General features: G+C 68.1%; 16 protein-coding genes and 1 tRNA gene. 10 read left to right on the top strand and 7 right to left on the bottom strand.

From position 1 onward, the window contains the following. Window positions 1-71 precede the first annotated feature (71 nt). The 3 genes from HT102_RS15905 to HT102_RS06735 form a co-directional block, all read right to left on the bottom strand. Window positions 72-968 (bottom strand): MazG family protein, encoded by an 897-nt coding sequence (locus HT102_RS15905; RefSeq protein ID WP_225443333.1) that lies wholly within the window; start codon window positions 966-968, stop codon window positions 72-74. Beyond that, window positions 965-4,537 (bottom strand): transcription-repair coupling factor, encoded by a 3,573-nt coding sequence (gene mfd / locus HT102_RS06740; RefSeq protein WP_192038829.1) that lies wholly within the window; start codon window positions 4,535-4,537, stop codon window positions 965-967. Before mfd ends, HT102_RS15905 begins: the two co-directional genes overlap by 4 nt. A 182-nt stretch (window positions 4,538-4,719) precedes the next feature. Continuing rightward, window positions 4,720-5,400 carry a TetR/AcrR family transcriptional regulator gene (locus HT102_RS06735; protein ID WP_225443332.1) on the bottom strand — a complete coding sequence of 227 codons (681 nt, stop codon included), beginning with the start codon at window positions 5,398-5,400 and terminating at the stop codon, window positions 4,720-4,722. A 129-nt stretch (window positions 5,401-5,529) separates the two neighbouring features. Between HT102_RS06735 and HT102_RS06730 the strand changes: the two genes are divergently transcribed. Beyond that, window positions 5,530-5,601: transfer RNA gene (locus HT102_RS06730), tRNA-Gln, on the top strand. Between the two features lie 128 nt (window positions 5,602-5,729). Here the strand turns inward: HT102_RS06730 and HT102_RS06725 are convergent. Further along, on the bottom strand, window positions 5,730-6,104 hold the full coding sequence (locus tag HT102_RS06725; RefSeq protein WP_192038637.1) for a PH domain-containing protein: 375 nt from the start codon (window positions 6,102-6,104) through the stop codon (window positions 5,730-5,732). On the opposite strand from HT102_RS06725, the gene HT102_RS16275 reads away from it, so the two are divergent. Together HT102_RS16275 and HT102_RS06710 are read left to right on the top strand one after the other, a co-directional pair. Next, the gene (locus HT102_RS16275) at window positions 6,004-7,095 is read left to right on the top strand and encodes an SIMPL domain-containing protein (protein WP_333473317.1); all 1,092 of its coding nucleotides are present in this window, start codon (window positions 6,004-6,006) and stop codon (window positions 7,093-7,095) included. The genes HT102_RS06725 and HT102_RS16275 overlap by 101 nt on opposite strands. Before the next feature lie 349 nt (window positions 7,096-7,444). Beyond that, entirely contained in the window at window positions 7,445-8,551 is a 1,107-nt protein-coding gene (locus tag HT102_RS06710) for a DUF4236 domain-containing protein (RefSeq protein ID WP_192038634.1), read from the top strand. Between the two features lie 21 nt (window positions 8,552-8,572). On the opposite strand, the gene HT102_RS06705 is transcribed toward HT102_RS06710, so the two are convergent. Then, entirely contained in the window at window positions 8,573-8,917 is a 345-nt protein-coding gene (locus tag HT102_RS06705; RefSeq protein WP_192038633.1) for a hypothetical protein, read from the bottom strand. 400 nt (window positions 8,918-9,317) lie between these two features. Between HT102_RS06705 and glmU the strand changes: the two genes are divergently transcribed. The 5 genes from glmU to pth all read left to right on the top strand — a co-directional run bounded on the left by glmU (window position 9,318) and on the right by pth (window position 14,032). Then, complete coding sequence (glmU, locus tag HT102_RS06700; RefSeq protein WP_192038632.1) at window positions 9,318-10,838, top strand: bifunctional UDP-N-acetylglucosamine diphosphorylase/glucosamine-1-phosphate N-acetyltransferase GlmU; 1,521 nt, start codon at window positions 9,318-9,320, stop codon at window positions 10,836-10,838. Beyond that, window positions 10,835-11,815 (top strand): ribose-phosphate diphosphokinase, encoded by a 981-nt coding sequence (locus HT102_RS06695; RefSeq protein ID WP_192038631.1) that lies wholly within the window; start codon window positions 10,835-10,837, stop codon window positions 11,813-11,815. Before glmU ends, HT102_RS06695 begins: the two co-directional genes overlap by 4 nt. A 156-nt stretch (window positions 11,816-11,971) precedes the next feature. Further along, on the top strand, window positions 11,972-12,463 hold the full coding sequence (locus HT102_RS06690; RefSeq protein ID WP_192038630.1) for a hypothetical protein: 492 nt from the start codon (window positions 11,972-11,974) through the stop codon (window positions 12,461-12,463). Window positions 12,464-12,694: 231 nt separating this feature from the next. Further along, on the top strand, window positions 12,695-13,324 hold the full coding sequence (locus tag HT102_RS06685) for a 50S ribosomal protein L25/general stress protein Ctc (RefSeq protein WP_192038629.1): 630 nt from the start codon (window positions 12,695-12,697) through the stop codon (window positions 13,322-13,324). Window positions 13,325-13,462: 138 nt separating this feature from the next. Next, window positions 13,463-14,032: an aminoacyl-tRNA hydrolase gene (gene pth / locus HT102_RS06680; protein WP_192038628.1), complete on the top strand. Its 570-nt coding sequence runs from the start codon at window positions 13,463-13,465 to the stop codon at window positions 14,030-14,032. A gap of 44 nt (window positions 14,033-14,076) precedes the next feature. Here the strand turns inward: pth and HT102_RS06675 are convergent, their stop codons facing one another. Continuing rightward, the gene (locus tag HT102_RS06675; protein WP_192038627.1) at window positions 14,077-14,520 is read right to left on the bottom strand and encodes a PaaI family thioesterase; all 444 of its coding nucleotides are present in this window, start codon (window positions 14,518-14,520) and stop codon (window positions 14,077-14,079) included. Window positions 14,521-14,615: 95 nt separating this feature from the next. On the opposite strand from HT102_RS06675, the gene HT102_RS06670 reads away from it, so the two are divergent. After that, complete coding sequence (locus HT102_RS06670) at window positions 14,616-15,206, top strand: TetR/AcrR family transcriptional regulator (RefSeq protein ID WP_192038626.1); 591 nt, start codon at window positions 14,616-14,618, stop codon at window positions 15,204-15,206. A gap of 29 nt (window positions 15,207-15,235) precedes the next feature. Here the strand turns inward: HT102_RS06670 and HT102_RS06665 are convergent, their stop codons facing one another. Continuing rightward, window positions 15,236-16,870: a fatty acyl-AMP ligase gene (locus HT102_RS06665; RefSeq protein ID WP_192038625.1), complete on the bottom strand. Its 1,635-nt coding sequence runs from the start codon at window positions 16,868-16,870 to the stop codon at window positions 15,236-15,238. A 231-nt stretch (window positions 16,871-17,101) separates the two neighbouring features. On the opposite strand from HT102_RS06665, the gene HT102_RS06660 reads away from it, so the two are divergent. Next, complete coding sequence (locus tag HT102_RS06660) at window positions 17,102-18,772, top strand: peptide chain release factor 3 (RefSeq protein WP_408611318.1); 1,671 nt, start codon at window positions 17,102-17,104, stop codon at window positions 18,770-18,772. The last annotated feature ends 10 nt before the right edge of the window (window positions 18,773-18,782 follow it).

Below are 18,782 nucleotides of genomic sequence, written 5' to 3'. Positions count from 1 at the left end.
GGGGTGCCCCGTGCACGGTTCGTGTCCGAGGCTTTCGGCAACCGTGCTGTGTTCGTGATCTTGCAGGAGGGCTAGCAGCTAGCGACCCCGGGCCAGTGCGCGCGCCATTCGTCCGGTTCGCGGGGTGGGCGCCCGAGCGATTTCTCGATCGATTCGATGGCGCGGACGAGCGTCGAGATGGATCGCCGGAGAACGATTTCGGTGTCGCCCCCCGGGACGAGGGTGACGGTGCGAAGCCCGGCAGGGACGAGGTCGGCGGGCATTCCCGCTGTGTGAGCGCGTTCGAGGATCTTCTCGGCGAGCGCGAGCCCGGGCAGGGCGCGCGGAATTCCGTCGAGCAGCGAGGCGCGGGGCTTCTCGGTGGCCTTGCGCTGCTGCCAGCGGCGGTCTTGCTCGTCGACATCGAGGGTGCTGCCGGGCTGGAGGTGCTCGAGGGGGTTGCGGTGCAGCAGCTTGGTGGTGAGCGCTCGGGCGATGTCGTCGATGGGGAAGGGATCGGTGGGGTCGTCGTGGGCGATGCGGGCGTGGAAGAGGACTTGCAGGAGCAGGTCCCCGAGCTCGGAGCGCAGTTCGTCGCGATCGGTGCCGTGGGCGGCGTCGAGCAGCTCGTAGGTTTCCTCGAGCAGGTACCGCAGCAGGCTGTGGTGGGTTTGTTGCTTCTCCCAGGGCCCGTGGGCGCGCATGGTGTCCATGATGTCGATGGCGGTGAGCACCTGGTGTCCCGGGAATGGCGGGTCGCCCAGGGTGATCGTGGCGGGGTGGCGCTCCCTCCCGGGATGGTGGGGGTCGGTGGTGACGAGCGTGGTGGCGTGCTCGGCATTGAGGGCAGGCGTCGCGATCACCGCGAGCTGCTCCCGCACCTCGCCAACGAGGTCGTCAGCGAGGTAGGTGGGCAGGGTGAGGTGGGGCAGCGCGGCCGCGGGAACGAGGCTGGGGCGCTGCGGGTCGAGCAGGACGGTGGTGGTCATGCCTGGACCAGGGTGGGCGAGGCTTGTGGTTGCCCGTCGAGCGCGGTGATGAAGTCCGCCACGAAGGCGATGACCTCATTGTCGCGGACGCGAGGGTCGGCAGGGGTGCCGTGGCCGGTGCGCGGGAGCGGCACGAGGATGGTCGAGGTAGTGGCGCGGTACTGGGCGGAGGGCTGGAGCCGCTTGAGCCGGACCTGCTTGGAGTCGGGGAGCTCGAGCGGAGCGATGCGGACCTGGGTGCCGGCCATGGTGATGTCGGTGATGCCCTTGTCGCGGCAGAGCAGGCGCAGGCGGGCGATGGAGATGAGTCTCTTGACCTCGTCGGGAAGTGGCCCGTAGCGATCGGCGAGCTCGTCGATCACACGCTCGATCCCGCTGCTGTCGCTCGCCGCGGCGAGCTTGCGGTAGGCCTCGAGCCGGAGGCGGTCGCTGGCGACATAGTCGGTAGGGATGTGCGCGTCCACCGGGAGATCGATCTTGATGTCCTTGCGTTCTTCCGTCGTCTCGACGGGCTTGCCGTCAGCGATGGCCTTGAACGCTTCCACGGCTTCCCCGACGAGCCGGATATACAGGTCGAACCCGACGCCGGCGACGTGACCGGACTGCTCGGCGCCGAGGACGTTTCCGGCACCGCGGATCTCGAGGTCCTTCATCGCGACGGCCATGCCCGCGCCGAGCTCGGAGTTCTGCGAGATCGTGGCGAGGCGGTCGTAGGCGGTCTCGGTGAGGACACGGTTGGAGGGGTACAGGAAGTAGGCGTAGCCCCGGTCGCGGCCACGGCCGACCCGCCCGCGGAGCTGGTGCAGCTGGGACAGGCCGAGCTGGTCAGCGCGCTCGACGATGAGGGTGTTGGCGTTGGAGATGTCGAGCCCGGTCTCGATGATGGTCGTGCACACGAGAACGTCGTACTCGCGGTTCCAGAAGCCTTGCACCGTCTGCTCGAGCGTCTCCTCGTTCATCTGTCCGTGGGCGACCACGATGCGCGCCTCGGGCACGAGTTCCCGCAGCTGCTTGGCGGTCTTGTCGATGGTGCTGACGCGATTGTGGACATAGAAGATCTGGCCGTCGCGGAGCAGCTCGCGCCGGATCGCGGCGGCGACATGCTTGTCCTCGTGCGAACCGACGTAGGTGAGGACGGGCAGCCGCTCCTCGGGCGGGGTGAGGATGGTGGACATCTCACGGATGCCGGCAAGCGACATCTCGAGGGTGCGCGGGATGGGCGTGGCGGACATGGTGAGCATGTCCACGTGGGTGCGCAGCGCCTTGATGTGTTCCTTGTGCTCGACGCCGAAGCGCTGTTCCTCGTCGACGATGACGAGGCCGAGGTCCTTCCATCGCACGCCGGTCTGCAGCAGGCGGTGGGTGCCGATGACGATGTCGACACTGCCATCGGCGAGCCCGTTGATGACCTCGCGTGATTCGGCGGGATCGGTGAAGCGGGAGAGCTGCCGGACCTTGATGGGGAAGCCCGTCATGCGCTCGGTGAAGGTGTCGGTGTGCTGCTGGGCGAGCAGCGTGGTGGGAACGAGGACCGCGACCTGCTTGCCGTCCTGCACCGCCTTGAACGCCGCGCGCACCGAGATCTCGGTCTTGCCGAAACCCACGTCGCCGCACACCACGCGATCCATCGGAACGGGTCGCTCCATGTCGGCTTTGACGTCGGCGATCGCGGTGAGCTGGTCCTCGGTCTCGGCGAACGCGAACGCGTCCTCGAGCTCATGCTGCCAGGGCGTGTCCTGGGCGAACGCGTGGCCCGGGGAGGCCTGCCTCTTGGCGTAGAGCTGGACGAGCTCGCCGGCGATCTCCCGGACCGCCTGCCTGGCCTTGCGCTTCGTGCTCTGCCAGTCGGACCCGCCCATCTTGGACAGCGAGGGGGCCTCGCCGCCGACGTAGCGGGAGAGCTGGTCGAGCGATTCCATCGGGACGAACAGGCGATCACCTGGGTGCCCGCGCTTGGACGAGGCGTACTCGAGGACGAGGTACTCGCGGCGCGCTCCCCCGACGGTACGCTCGGCCATCTCCACGAACCGTCCGATGCCGTGCTGATCATGGACAACAAGATCACCGGCCTTCAACGCCAGCGGATCCACCTGGTTGCGGCGCTTCGATGCCAGCTTGCGGCCCGGGGTCGCGGCCACGCGGTTGCCCGTGAGATCCGCCTCGGACAGGATTGTCACCTGCGCCTGGGGCAGGATCAGGCCGGTGGACAAGGGCGCCCGCGCCACCGTGACAAGCCCCTTCGCTAGCTCTGTGGATCCATCCTTGGCTTGCCGCGCGGGCACGCCGTGCTCCTTGAGCCGCTCGAGGAACCGGGCTGCCGTCCCCGCCCCGGCCACCGCGATAGCGGCACGCCCCCCACTCGCGACATGAGCACGCGGCATCGCGAACAGTTGCTCGATCTCGGCCTCGCCGCCGTGCAGGGCAGGAGCAGGGTCGACCGGCAGTTCCGTTTCGTCGCCGGCACCACTCGCGAAGGGAGAGAGCGTCCACCAACTGCGGCCCGAGTCCAGGACGCGCTGAGCGACCAGGTCGAACGGCCGGAAAGCCAGCGCTTGCAGATCGAGCGCCTCCATGTCCAGCGGTGCCGCTCCGCCGAAAGATGCCGCTGACCAGGATGCCTCCAGGAACTCCGAGCTCGACCGCCGCAGGTCCGCCGCGCGCATCGACGCCTTCTCCGGGTCGCACACCAGCACATGCGCGCCACGTGGCATCACATCGGTGACCAGCTCGAGGGGACGATCAGTCAGCACGGCGGTGAGCGCTTCCATGCCGTCCGCAGGGATGCCCGAGCCGATCTTGTCGAGCATCGGCGCGAGCAACTCGTGGTCCGCATGAGTCTCCGCAAGGCGCACAGCGCGCTCCTTCACCCCATCGGTGAGCAACAGCTCCCGGCACGCGACGGCAACCACCTCGGTGATCGCCGGGCCCTCGATCGAGCGCTGGTCCGCCACCGAGAACTCGCGGATCTCGCTGACCTCATCGCCCCAGAACTCCACGCGCACCGGGTGATCCGCGGTCGGTGGGAAGATATCGAGGATGCCGCCGCGCACCGCGAACTCGCCGCGCCGCGCCACCATATCGACACGCTTGTACGCGAATGCCACGAGCTGCTCGATGACCTCGTCGAACACCACGTCCGCGCCCGCGCGCAGCACCACCGGCTCGACCTCGGCCAGCCCGCCGGCCATCGGCTGCACGAGCGCGCGCACCGGCGCGACCACCACTCGCAACGGCTCGCCCAGCACCGCATCGCCTGGGCGCGCGAGCCTGCGCAGCACCAGCATCCGCTGGCCCACCGTGTCCGCGCTCGGTGACAGTCGCTCATGCGGCAATGTCTCCCACGACGGCAGCAGCGCCGCGGCACCTCCAAGCACGCTGCGCAACTCCGCCAGCAGGTCCTCCGCCTCCCGCGTCGTGGTGGTCACCACGAGCAGGGGAGCCGACCGGGCCACCGTCGCCGCGACCAGCCATCGTGCCCCCGCCGGCGCGACCCACCTCCGCTGCGGCTCCCCCACCGCGCGCGACACCATCCGCAACGCCTCATCAGTGGCAGCCGCCTCCAGCAGCATCGACCCCGCACCGCTCCACGACTGCTCCGCCGACACCCCGACCGCGCTCCTCACCACCGCACCACCACGCGCACAAGACCGTCACGCATGGCCGCATCCTTGACCAACGAATGTCCCCGAGTCTAGGACGCGCCACTGACACAAACCATCCGGGCGGGAGCCCGCCCAGCCAGTCGGCAGGATCAACCAGCCGACGCCGCCGACTCCCCCTCCGGATCCTCCCGCGACCGCTCCGCCTCCAGCTGCGGCTTTTTCTCCAGATGCATCAACCCGTTCCAGCACAGGTTCACCAGATGAGCCGCCACGATCTCCTTCGGCGGCTGCCGCTCATCCAGCCACCACTGCGCCGTCACCGACACCATCCCCACCAGCGCCTGCGCGTACAAGCCCGCGAACTCGGTCTCCATGCCGCGGCGGGAAAAATCGCTCGCCAGCAAATGCTCCACCTGCGTGGTCGCATCATTCAGCAAGCTCGAATACGTCCCCGACCGCGCATCCGCGGGAGAATCCCGGACCAGGATCCGGAAGCCGTCCGTGCACTCCTCGATATAGGTGAGGAACGCCAGCGTCACCTGCTCCACCCGCTCCCGAGACCGATGCGCCGACAACGACGACGTGATCCGCTGCAGCAGGTCCGCCATCTCCCGGTCCACCACGACCGCGTACAAGCCCTCCTTGCCCCCGAAGTGCTCGTACACCACCGGCTTCGACACCAGGGCACGCTGCGCGATCTCCTCGATCGACGTGGCCTCGTAGCCCCGCTCCGCGAACAACGACCGACCAACCTCGATCAGCTGATCGCGCCGCTGCGAACCCGTCATGCGTGCCCGAGTCACCTGATCAATCCCCTCGTCAATGCCCATGCCCGCGGCCCTCCCTGCTCGCAGGGAACACCGCCGCGCTGAGTCGACTAAACAACACAGATATGTCAGTATCATTTCGCATACCGGCCCGCGCGTCACCCAGACTCGCCCACCGGAGCGCAGCACCAATCCGCCGTGGTGTAATCGGCAGCACTTCTGATTTTGGTTCAGACAGTTCAGGTTCGAGTCCTGGCGGCGGAGCATCAGTGCAGGTAAAACCCCATAAACACCCGCTATCCGCCGACTGCTTCACGCCGTGTGGCGCCGGGTTGGTGCCTGATTGCTCGCATGGTTCAGCGGATGCGGTGTGGGCCCAGCCCGCTGCGCGCCTACAGGACGTGATCGCCGAGCAGCCTGCCAATGGCACGGACGTCGACCTGCCCCTTGAACTCGAGCCGGACCTTCCCCACGCTGCTGAACCAGAGCTCCACCTCCGCATCGAGGTCGAAGCTCCCGGCCGTTTCGATGCTGAAGGCCTGCACGCGCGAGTATGGGAGCGAGGTGTAGTCCCGCTTCTTGCCGGTGATTCCCTGCACGTTGATCGCGATCAGTCGCTTGCTCGTGAAGAGGACGGAATCCCGCACGCCCCGGAACGCGAGGTAGATGCGTTCGCCTTCCACGAGTATCGGTGCCACTTCGGCCTGGGCGTCGGCTGGGTTCGCCGGACCGAGCTTGAACACGGATCCGTTCTGGAAATCAATCATGCCGAGGACGATAGTGGCCGCGACCGACAGGTTTCGCTGGCCGCTGGTTCGCTGCCCCGGTTGTGTGCGCTTTTGCACCCTGTCCGGCGCGCAACTGGGTGCAAGACCGCACAGAACTGGCACTGCACCCGGAAGCAGAGCCGCCACAGCGAATCGCCACCAATGCCATGCCTCACCGCGCGCCTCTCGCATGCGTACGCTGGTCCGCAGCGAGATCGTCGAGGGAAGGATTGTCATGGGTCGCTTGGGAAGTCGCGGCGGAAGTCGTTTCGCGCGGAGCACGGCCGCGTTGTCGTTGGTGCTAGTGGGTGCTCTGGCTGCGGCGGGGTGCTCGGTCGGCAGTAGTTCCGGGGCGGAGGGCGAGCAGGTGGGCATCTCGATGAGTGGCTCAGGGATCGTGTCGGGCACACCGGATACCTTGCGCGCGACTGTCGGGGTGCAGGTGGAGCGCGGTTCGGTGCAGGAGGCGCTGGATGCGGCGAACGAGGCGGCGCAACGAGTGATCGATGCGGTCCGCGAGGGCGGCGTGGCGGATGAGGACATCCAGACGGAGCGGTTCTCGATCAACCCGCGATACGAGTTCGATGAGGGTCCGCGGACGCGCCGGATCGCCGGGTACGAGGTGGCGAACCAGTTGACGATCAAGATCCGTGACATCGACGCCTCGGGATCGACGCTGGATGCGAGCGCGCGCGCGGGTGGCGACGACGCCGTGGTCAATGGTGTGGGCTTCATGCTCGAGGACAACGCGGAGCTGCTGCGCCAGGCTCGGGAGCGGGCGTTCGAGGATGCGCGGCAGCGTGCGGAGCAGTACGCCGAGCTTGCCGGCAGTGATCTTGGCGAGGTCGTGAGCATCGTGGAGGACCAAGCTCCGTCGCCGCAGCCGTTCTTTGCTGACACCATGCAGGGGCGCGCGGAGAGCGCGGTGCCGATCGAGCCGGGCAGCCAGGACGTCGAGGTCCGTGTGACGGTCCGCTGGGAGCTCGGATAGAGCCTGCGCCATCGCCTCGCGGCACCTCGCGCGGGGAACCTGAGCCGGGGAGCTGAGCCGGGGAGCTGAGCCGGGGATCTGAGCCGGGGAGCTGAGCCGGGCCCGCAAACGCGATAGAAGCCGCGGAAAATTCCGGGCCGCTTCTATCGCGTTTGCCGGTTTCCGGTGCTTTTGACGCCACCGCCAGCGCCACCGCCACCGCCAGCGCCACCGCCACCGCCACCGCGAGCGCCAGCGCCACCGCCACCGCCAGCGCCACCGCGAGCGCCAGCGCCACCGCCCGCAACTGCACCCCGCCGGACAAGCAGCCGCCTCGTACGCGATAATCGACCGGATCGAGGAGGCGCGCATGGGTTTCTACATCAGGAAGAGCGTGAAGGCAGGGCCGTTCCGGTTCAACCTGAGCAAGTCGGGGATCGGCGTCAGCTCGGGTGTGCCAGGCTTCCGGTTGGGAAGGGGCCCGCGCGGGAACTACGTGCATGCGGGCCGTCATGGCGCCTATTACCGCAAGTCCCTCGGCGGGAGCGGCACCCGTTCCGGAAGCGGGAGCGGCACCCGTTCCGGGCGGCGCGGGACTGGCCGTGCCCGCGCCAGGCAGGGCACCCCAACGACGGGTGGCGTGCCGGGTCCGTCCTTGCGGGATGCCACGGGCGTGGAGCCGTTGCACCTCGAGCCGACCGGCGGTGGCGACCTGGTTGACCAGATGAACGAAGCAGCGGGGCGGCGGGCCTGGTTCTGGCCTTCTGTCGCGTTGTTCGCCCTCGTGGGCCTGGTGACGATGCCCCTGGGGTTGCTCGCGTGGCTGGTGGCGATCCCGGCGTGCTGGTGGCTATGGCAGCGCGATAGGGCTCGTCGCACCGCGGTCGTGATGTATGACGTCGAGGATGAGCTCGACGAGTGGTTCGATGCGCTCGTGGGCAACTGGGCGTGGTTGACGGGCAGCGAGAGGATCTGGCGCGTCGTCGCGGAGGGTGCCGTCGCGTCGCCGGGGCAGCGGAAGTCGCGCGCGGGGGCGACGGACCTGGTGCGCCGCGAGGTGGCACGGGCAAGCCTGGAGGGGCCGCGGCATCTCACGAGCAACGTGGTGGTTCCGACGCTCGCCGCGGGGAGCTCCGCGCTGTACTTCCTGCCGGATCGCGTGCTGGTCCGCGACGGCAAGCACTACACCGATGTCGCCTATGAGCACCTCACGAGCACGGCCGGGACCACGACGTTCATCGAGCAGCCTGGCACGGTTCCCAGTGATGCTCGCCAGACGGGCTCCACCTGGCAGCACGTCAACAAGGATGGCAGCCCGGACCGCCGGTTCAGCCACAACACGCGATTGGCCGTCGTGCAATATGACCAATGGCGGGCGCGCAGCACCCACGGCCTGGACTGGCGCGTCCAGGTCTCGCGGGAGAACGCCGCCAGGGCGATCTCGCAGACGTTGGCGCAGCGTCCGGGACCCGCCTAGCAGCGATCGTCCCGGACCGAGCTAGATGTAGATGCCGAAGAAGTCCGCGAGGAACTGGCGGATGATGTCCTCGTTCGTCACTGGCGGTGGCGCTGTCTCGACGACGCTCGGGGCGCGGTCGTCGCTGCCCCGCATGCGCTCGAGCTGCCGCTCGATCTTGCGCAGTTCGCGGCGCAACTGGGTCCTGCTGAGGTCGTCATCATCTTCGTCGTCGTCCTCGTCCTCGTCGTGGAAGGCGAGCACGACCGCATCGGTGCGGGTTTCCGGAACACCTGGCGGGCCGGAGTGGGAACTAGTTGTCGCGATGCCACCAAGGGCGAGCGCGGCGATCGCGATGAGTGGCACGGTCGAGTGATGCACTGTCATTTCCATCCACCTCGTCATTGAGCTGGTTGGGGCTGTCGAGCTTGGCCGATCGGGTGGGTTGCCATGTTCGGTGCCGCGGGCTGGACGGCGTTGTGCCTGGTGGTCTCATTCTATTCCGAGGGCGCGCCGCCGGTGCCGGGAAATGTCTGATTGGCGACACACGGTTCGTGGTTCGCGGGCCGCGGCCAGTGATCGGCGCATCATGGTGGTTCCGGGCACGCCGTTCGAGCTTGGGGCATATCCTGCGTATTATCGACGTTCGGCGCGACTGGTCCACCCCGGCGCAGTGCCTGCACTGGTGCTGCAGGCCGTCGGGTCTCGTGCCTCCCCGGGCAGCCGGAGGGGTTCTCGAAGGCCCAGCGCGCGCTTGTCCGGTTTTCGCAGCGAGCAAGGGAGACCAATGCCGCAGACCCCCCCAGTGTCCGCCGTCCCCCCGGGCCAGGAAGCGAGGGCCGGCACCGCGGTGATCGTTCTCGCGGCTGGGGCTGGGACGCGGATGAGGTCGGACCTGCCTAAGGTGCTGCATCGGATTGGTGGCCGGAGCATGGTGGGGCACGCGGTGCACGCGGCCGCCGGAGTGGCGCCCGATTCGATCATCGCCGTGGTGGGCCACCAGCGGGACAAGGTGATCGCGGAGATCAAGGGACTGTCCGAGCAGCTTGACCGGGAGATCGCCACGGCGGTGCAGGAGGAGCAGAACGGCACCGGCCATGCGGTGGAGTGCGGGCTAGCGGCGCTGTCGCCGGATTTCACGGGGACGGTGCTGGTCACCGCGGGGGACGTGCCGCTCCTGACGTCATCGGCGCTGGCGGATCTCCTGGCGGCGCATGGCACGGATTCCGCGGTGACAGTGATGACGTTCGAGGCCCCGAGGCCGCGCGGCTATGGGCGCATCGTGCGCGACGGCGAGGGCCTGGTCGCCCGGATCGTCGAGGAGGCCGATGCCACCGCCGAGCAGCGGCGCATCACCGAGGTCAATTCGGGCGTCTACGCCTTCGATGCCCAGATGCTGCGATCCGCCCTGGCCCGGCTGGGCTCCGATAACGCGCAGGGCGAGCTGTACTTGACCGATGTGATCGCTATCGCCCGCGACGAGGGGCGTATCGTCCGCGGCATGGTTCTCGACGATCCGCACCTGGTGGCAGGGGCGAATGATCGCGTGCAGCTCGCGGCGCTGCGCAAGGAGCTCAACCGGAGGGTCCTCGAGGACTGGATGCGCGCGGGCGTGGATGTTGTCGACCCCGATACGACCTGGGTGGATGTGGATGTGCGCATCGGGCGCGATGTGATCATCGAGCCCGGGGTGCAACTGCGAGGCAACACGGTGATCGGCGATCGCGCCGAGGTCGGCCCGGACTCGACGCTCACTGATGTGCAGGTCGGCGAGGGTGCGCGGGTCATCCGCACGCACGGGGAGCGCGCGATCGTCGGCGCCGGGTCGGCGGTGGGCCCGTTCTCCTACCTGCGGCCGAAGTCGGTGATCGGTGATCATTGCAAGATCGGCGCGTACGTCGAGACCAAGAACGTGGATCTCGGCTCGCATTCAAAGGTTCCGCACCTGACGTACGTCGGCGACGCCACTATTGGCGAGCACACGAACATCGGGGCGTCGAGCGTGTTCGTCAACTACGACGGCGTGCACAAGAGTCGCACTGTGGTGGGCTCGCACGTCCGGGCCGGCTCTGACACGATGTTCGTCGCGCCGGTCCACGTCGGTGATGGTGCCTACACGGGCGCCGGTACTGTGGTGAAGGACGATGTCCCGCCCGGGGCGCTCGCGGTGTCGGGTGGCCGGCAGCGCAATATCGAAGGCTGGGTCGAGAAGAATCGACCAGGAACGGGCGCGGCGAAGGCTGCGGCAAAGGCACGGCACGAAGAGAACTACCCAACACAACCGATCGAGGATGGCGGGATCGAGTGAGCGCATTTTCCGTTGACAACCAGAAGAACCTGATGCTGTTCTCCGGGCGAGCACACCCGGAGCTGGCCGAAGAGGTTGCGAAGGAACTCGACACCCACGTCACCCCCCAGGTGGCACGGGACTTCGCCAATGGCGAGATCTTCGTGCGGTTCGAGGAGTCGGTGCGCGGCTGCGACGCCTTTGTCATCCAATCGCATCCCTATCCGCTGAACAACTGGCTCATGGAGCAGTTGATCATGATCGATGCGCTCAAGCGTGGCTCCGCCAAGCGCATCACCGCGGTCCTTCCGTTCTTCCCGTACGCGCGGCAGGACAAGAAGCATCGCGGCCGCGAGCCCATCTCCGCGCGCCTGGTCGCGGACTTGCTCAAGACCGCCGGCGCGGACCGCATCATCACCGTGGACCTGCACACCGACCAGATCCAGGGCTTCTTCGACGGCCCCGTCGATCACATGCGCGCCGCCCCCCAGCTCGCGGGCCACGTGGCGAAGAACTACTCGCTGGACAAGATCACCGTCGTCTCCCCTGATTCGGGGCGCGTGCGGGTCGCGGAGAAGTGGGCCGACCTGCTCGGCGGGGCTCCGCTTGCCTTCATCCACAAGACCCGTGATCCGCTGGTGCCCAACCAGGTCAAGTCCAACCGGGTCGTCGGCGAGGTCGAGGGCCGCACCTGCATCCTGATCGACGACATGATCGACACCGGTGGCACCATCGCGGGCGCGGTCGGGTTGCTCAAGGATTCCGGTGCCGGAGATGTCGTCATCGCCACCACCCACGGCGTGCTGTCCGATCCCGCGTCCGAGCGGCTCGCGAACTGCGGCGCGAAGGAGGTCATCGTCACCAATACGCTGCCGATGGTTCCCGAGAAGGACTTCGAGCAGTTGACCGTGCTCTCCATCGCTCCCCTTCTCGCGCAGACCATCCGCGAGGTATTCGAGAACGGCTCCGTCACGTCGCTGTTCGACGGCAGCGCCTAGCATCCGGCACGAACGCCCGGGCTTGCGGGAAACCGCGCGCCCGGGCGTTTCCGTGTCCCGCGCCGCCGCGCTGCTAGCGGGGCGCGCCCATAACAAGTGCATACCTGCCTGCCGCATTGGCACCGTCGGCAGGCGCGAGCCCCTAGCATCCCGTGCATGATCCTCCATCGAGCAGCAACCCGGGCCCCGCGCATCCCACGCACGAGGGCCGGATCGGCTGCCCTGCTCTGCGCGCCCGTCCTGTTTCTCGCCGCTGCCGCGCCGACGATGGCGCACGCGCAGCCGATCACTCCGCAGGTGCCCGCGCCGGATGGCTCGGTCGCCGTCGAGGGACGCGTCCTGGTGTTCGAGTTCCGCAACGAGCGCAGCGAGCCGTTGTCCTGCTTCGCCGCCGCGCAGTTCTTCGGCCTGCCGATCTCCCATGTCGGGATGCCACCGTTCGTGGTCGCCCCGCCGTGGGGCACCGCGCGCATCGAGATCGAGGTGCCGTTCCCTGGGGTCTATCGCCATGCGACGTCGTGCATGATCGGTGACGAGCCGCCCCCGCAGGATCCGGGGATGCTCGCTGCTGATCTGCTCTCCCCGGTGGTCACCAACACCGACCCGCAGGTGATGATGCACGCCGATCACATCGAGGTGCACCACTGACGGGAGCCTGATTTCGTGCTGGCCGCCCGCAGCCGCTACGATGGCGTGGTTGTCTCGGCGAGGGTGGCAGTCATGCCCCGTTATCGACGCGGCTGAGTAGGCACTGCATGCATCGGTTCCCGATGCTCCTGTGCGTTCTCGTGCGGGACTTCACCACAGGTCCCCCGTGGATCCCTCCCCAGGGGCCCGCGCCAGGGAAACCTCCCGGAGAAACGACCAAGGAGCATCACCATGGCTGATCGCATCAACCTCACTGCCGAGGAGCGCACCGAGTTCGGCAAGGGCCCCTCGCGCCGCGCGCGCGTCGCCTTCAAGATCCCCGCCGTCATGTACGGCCACGGCACCGATCCGCTGCACCTGCTGCTGCCGGCGCTCGACTTCGCCGCTGTGCTCCGCAACCACGGCACCAACGCGATCCTGGCGCTCGATGTCAACGGCACCAAGCACCTCGCGCTGGTCAAGTCTGTTGTCGCGCACCCCATTCGTCCGGTCATCCAGCACGTCGACCTGCTCGTCGTGCGGAAGGGCGAGAAGGTCAGCGTCGACATCCCGATCGTTGTCGTTGGCGATTCGGCTCCCGATACCGTTGCCGCGCTCGACGCTTCCTCCGTGCCGGTGCTCGCGGACGTCTTCAACATCCCCGAGGAGTTCGAGGTCTCGGTCGAGGGCGCCGAGGCGGGCACCCAGATCCTGGCGAGCGACATCGAGCTGCCTGCTGACTGCGAGCTCGATATCGATCCCGACACCCTCATCGTGAACGTCACCGAGGCTCGTGACGAGAGCTACGGCGACGAGGATGAGGAAGCCGACGAGAGCGCCGCCGAGCCGGCCGCTGGCGAGGATTCTTCCAGCGAGGAGTGATCGACAACCGGCCAGCGTGATCCACGGACCGCGTCGGCCGGGTAGCTACAGTTGGGGCGGCGTGCTGATCGATGGGCGCGCCGCCCCGCTTGCTTGCCGCGCCAGCGAGTCCTGGCCCGCACGGAAAGGCACCACGACGTGACGACCATCGTTGCCGGGCTTGGCAATCCAGGCCCGAAGTATGAGCTGACCCGGCACAATGTGGGCTTCCTCGTGGCGGATGTGCTCGCCGACCGGGGCGCGGCACGCTGGTCCGTCCACAAGACGAGCAAGGCGGATGTCGCCGAGTCGCGCCATGGCAGCGAGAAGCTGATCCTGCTCAAACCGCGCTCCTACATGAACCTCTCGGGGCAGTCCGTCGGCACGCTCGCCAAGTACCTCTCCGTGCCGCCCGAGCAGGTCATCGCGATCCACGATGATCTCGATCTTGATCTCGGGACGATCCGGCTCAAGCGGGGCGGCGGCGAGGGCGGGCACAACGGCCTGCGATCGCTCACCCAGCACCTGGGCACGCGCGACTACCTGCGCGTACGCATCGGGGTTGGCCGTCCGCCGGGGCGCATGGACGCCGCCGCGTACGTGCTCAAGCCGTTCGCCAAGGCCGAGCGGGACCTGCTCGGCGTCGTGGTCGAGGAAGCCGCTGACGCCGTCGAGGCGCTCATTGACCTAGGGCTCGAGGCCGCCCAGAACCAGGTGCACGCGCGGTAGTAGCTGCGCTGGGGGTCGTGCGCTGGGGGGGGGATGCGCTGGGGCTACTGCGGCGCGTGGATCAGGCAGGTGGTGGTCCCGGGGGCGACGAGCCGACCCTGATCATCAACGACACGGCCTTCGGCTGTCGCGGTGGAGCGCCCGCCATGGATGACCGTGCCGGTGCCGATGAGCCTGCGGCCATCCGTGGGCACCATGCGGATGTAGTTGACCTTGAGCTCGAGGGTGCTGTAGCCGACGCCCGGCCCGAGAGTGGAATGGACGGCGCAACCCATCACCGAGTCGAGCAGGGTCGCGCAGATCCCGCCGTGGACGGTGCCGAGGGGATTGGCGAAGTCGGGGCGGGTAGTGATCGTGAACGAGACCTCCCCCTCGCGGATCTGGGCGTCGTCCATGCCGAGCAGGGACCAGATGCCGATAGGCCTATCCTCGGCCGCAGTGATCGCCTTGAGCAGATCAAGGCCGCTGGGGAGTTCGTGGTTGGTCATCGTTGACGCTCCTCACCGATAGACCGGTCAGTCTATCTCCGGCTCCAGCGTACTCTGGAATAGACCAAACGGTCCATAAGCGAGAGGTGTGCGCCATGCCACAAGGACCGCGGGAGCGCTTGCTCGCGAGCGCCATCGCGCTGATGCGCGAGCGCGGCGTCCACGCCACCGGGCTAGCCGATCTCCTCGAGCACAGCAAGACCGCCCGAGGATCGCTCTACCAGCACTTCCCCCGCGGGAAGACCGAGCTCATGGAGCAGGCGACGCTCCTCGCTGGCCACACCATCGGCCGCCGGATCGAGCGCGCGCTCGCCCAAGGGGACCCAGCCAGCGCCGTCGGCACCCTCATCGACTACTGGATCACTAGCCTGGCCTCGAGCGACTACACCCACGGCTGCCCGGTCCTCGCCGCTGCCCAGAGCGGCCCCGCCGAGCCCGCCGTCCAGGCAGCCGCCGCGACAGCGCTCAAGCAATGGTCCAGCCTCCTCGCCACCGCGCTCGCCGAGCACGGCATGCCCAACGACTCCGCGGGCCCGCTCGGCTCCACCATCATCGCGACGATCGAGGGTGCCATCGCGCGAAGCTTCGCGGCGCGCAGCACCACGCCCCTCACCGATGCCCGGACCGTGCTGGTCCCCCTCGTGGAGCAAGCCATGAAAACGCGCGCGCCCGCGACAGCCACCTAGGGCCGGCACGGGCGCGCGATCGACGAACGTCAGTCGGCGACGAGGTTCGCCGAGCTCGACCGGCGCCGCTTGCCCGACGGGGTCTTCGGGATGCTGCCGGGCGCGAGCACCGCGACCGTGCGGGGCCGTACCCCGACCTCGGCGAACACCGCGTGCACCACGTCGTGATGGATGCGCGAGACCTCATCGGGGTCGTCATGCGCCTTGGTCTCGACCGCCACCGCGCAGCTCTCGCGCCGCTCCCCCGCGTCGAGCCGCCCCGCGACAGCAGCACCGGGCCGCACACCCTCGACGGTGCCCGCCGCGCGCTCGATATCCGTCGGATAGATGTTGCGACCACCCATGATGATGACGTCCTTCGCGCGGCCGCACACCACGATCTCGTTGTCCTCGGTGAAGTAGCCGATATCACCGGTGTTGAGCCAGCCCTCGGCATCCTGGGTGGGCTTCTCGCCATCGACCGTGATGTATCCGGGGCTGACGGCCTTGCCACGGACCTCGATCGTGCCCACGCCGCGCGGCGGCAGCTCCGTCCCGTCGCTATCGACGACCCGGCCCTCGAGGTTGGGCACGAGCGGGCCGAGCTGCACCAGCCGCCGCAGGTTGCCCTTGGTGGCGGGAACGGCGTTGTGCATTCCCTCGAGCAGGTCCGCGTCCACCACGTCGACCTTCATGCCCTCGCCGACGTTGGCGAACGAAATGGCCAGGGTGGTCTCGGCCATGCCGTACGCCGGCACGAGCGCCTCGCGGGGCAGCCCGAAGCGCGCTCCCGCCTCCAGCAGCGACTCCATCGTGTCGGGATCGATGGGCTCGGCCCCGCTCATCGCGACCTTCATCGCGGACAGGTCGTAAGCGCCCTCGGGCGCCTGCCGGAGCCTGCGCGCGAGCAGGGACCACGCGAAGTTGGGCGCGGAAGTAATCGTTCCCCGGTACTTAGTGATCAGCTCCGCCCACATCAACGGCGACTGCAGGAAGTCCAGCGGCGTCACGTTGACCGTCTCGCAGCCCATCTGCATCGGCGTGGTGAGGAATCCGACCATGCCCATGTCGTGGAACAGCGGCAGCCAGCTGACCATCACATCGGTGTCATGGTCATACTTCGCGGCCGCGAGCATCGCGTGGGCGTTGGTGTGGAAGTTCTCGTGGGTGATGCGCACGGCCTTCGGCGAGCCGGTGGATCCCGAGGTGAGCTGCAGCAGCGCCGTGTCCTGCTCATCAGTCTCCACCGGATCGATCGGCGAGTTCTCCTGCAACTGCTCGATCGTGACGACGGTGATGCCACGCTGCTCGAGCACGGGCACGACCGGCTCGAACGGGGCACTGATGACGACCGCGCGGGCCTTGATCATCTCGATCACGAGCTGGGTCTCCTCGGCCCAGTGCGCGAGATCGGTGCGCGGGGTGGGCTGGTGCAGCATCGTCACCGAGGCGCCGCGCATCCAGATCGATTGCACGGCGGGAGCGATCTCCACGGGCTGGCCGGCCAGGATCCCCACCGCGTCGCCGTGGCCGATCCCGGCCTTGGCGAGCCCGCCGGCCATGCGGCGCGCCACCTCGTGCACCTCGCCCCAGGTCTGCCGCAATGGGGCATCCGGCTCGCCGGTTACCAGGCCTGACTTGCTGGTGGCGGCGGTGGCATACATTTCGTCGGTGAAGCGAGACAACGTTCTCTCCTAGAGACATGCGATAGGCCCGGCGGTTACCCGAAGGAACCCTCATGTTTGAGTACCCCTTGTTGTATACGCCACGTTACGTGGCGCGGTCCAGCCTTTGTCACAACCGTGACCGTCGTCGTGCACGATTCCAGCGCGCTCCCGCCGCCGAGTACCCTTGCTGAGGACCCACGACGCCCCACCCCGCTCACGGCGGCATGACTCATCAGCAAGGAACGCACGGTGACCGAAATCGACCAGCCCACGACAGCATCCGGCGAAGCGCCACGAGGCCCCGGAAGCGGTGTTGCGGTCGAAGCAGCCAAGCGCCGCACCTTCGCCGTGATCTCCCACCCCGACGCCGGCAAGTCCACCCTCACCGAGGCGCTCGCCCTGCATGCCCAGATGATCTCCCAGGCGGGCGCCGTGCACGGAAAGGCCGGCCGCAAGTCCACGGTGTCGGATTGGATGGAGATGGAGAAGGCACGCGGCATCTCCGTCAGCTCCACCGCCCTGCAGTTCAACTACCGCTCCGCGGGCACCTACAGCGAGCCCACCGACTGCGTCATCAACCTCGTCGACACCCCCGGCCACGCCGACTTCTCCGAGGACACCTACCGCGTCCTCACCGCCGGGGACTGCGCCGTCATGCTGATCGACTCGGCCAAGGGGCTCGAGCCGCAGACCCTCAAGCTGTTCCAGGTGTGCAAGCACCGCGGCATCCCCATCATCACCGTCATGAACAAGTGGGACCGCCCCGGCCGCTCCGTCCTCGAGCTGCTCGACGAGATCGGTGAGCGCATCGGCCTCGTCCCCACCCCGCTCTTCCTGCCCGTCGGCATCGCCGGGGACTTCAAGGGAATCCTGCGCCGCGGCACCGACGGCGAGCCCGCCGAGTACATCAAGTTCACCCGCACCGCCGGTGGCGCCACCATCGCCCCAGAGGTGCACCTCGACCCCGAGAAGGCCCTCGCCACCGAGGGCGAGGACTGGGAGACCGCCGCGGAGGAGAGCGAACTGCTCTCCGCCACCGGGCAGGATCACGACCCGCAACGCTTCCTCGCCGGGGAGACCTCCCCCGTCCTCTTCGCCTCAGCCATGCTCAACTTCGGCGTGCGGCAGCTGCTCGACACCCTCGTCGACCTCGCGCCTCCGCCCCGCGGCCGCGACGACATCAACGAGCAGCACCGCGAGGTCACCGACGACTTCTCCGCCGTCGTGTTCAAGGTCCAGGCCGGCATGGACACTGCCCACCGGGATCGCATCGCCTTCATGCGCATCGTCTCCGGCGAGTTCGAGCGCGGCATGGTCGTCACGCACGCCCAGACCGGGCGGCCCTTCACCACCAAGTACGCGCAGACCATGTTCGGCCGCGACCGCTCCACCGTCGAATCCGCCTACCCCGGCGACGTGGTCGGCCTCGTCAACGCGACCGCGCTCGCTCCCGGCCACACCCTCTACACCGGAAAGGCCGTGGAATACCCGCCCATTCCGCAGTTCGCGCCCGAGCACTTCGCCGTCCTCCGCGCCACCAGCGCGGGCAAGTACAAGCAGTTCCGCAAGGCCATCGACCAGCTCGACTCCGAAGGCGTGGTGCAGGTGCTGCGCAACGACGTCCGCGGCGATGCCTCGCCCGTCCTCGCGGCCGTCGGACCCATGCAGTTCGAGGTCGTCACCGCCCGCATGACCACGGAGTTCTCCGTCGAGACCCAGTTCGACCGCCTGCCCTACACCCTCGCCCGGCGCACCGACGCCGAGTCCGCGGTCGAGCTCAATCGCCAGCGCGGCATCGAGGTGTTCACCCGCACTGACGGAGCGCTGCTCGCCCTCATCAGCGACAAGTGGCGCCTGCAGTTCATCCAGAAGGAGTTCCCCAAGCTGACCCTCGAGCCCCTCGTCGCCACCGCGGACTAGATGCGCATCG

Source organism: Lolliginicoccus lacisalsi (assembly GCF_014841105.1).
Classification (GTDB): Bacteria; Actinomycetota; Actinomycetes; order Mycobacteriales; family Mycobacteriaceae; genus Lolliginicoccus; species Lolliginicoccus lacisalsi.
Note: the sequence above shows the minus strand (reverse complement) of the source record. Positions and strands in the feature narration are given on the sequence as shown.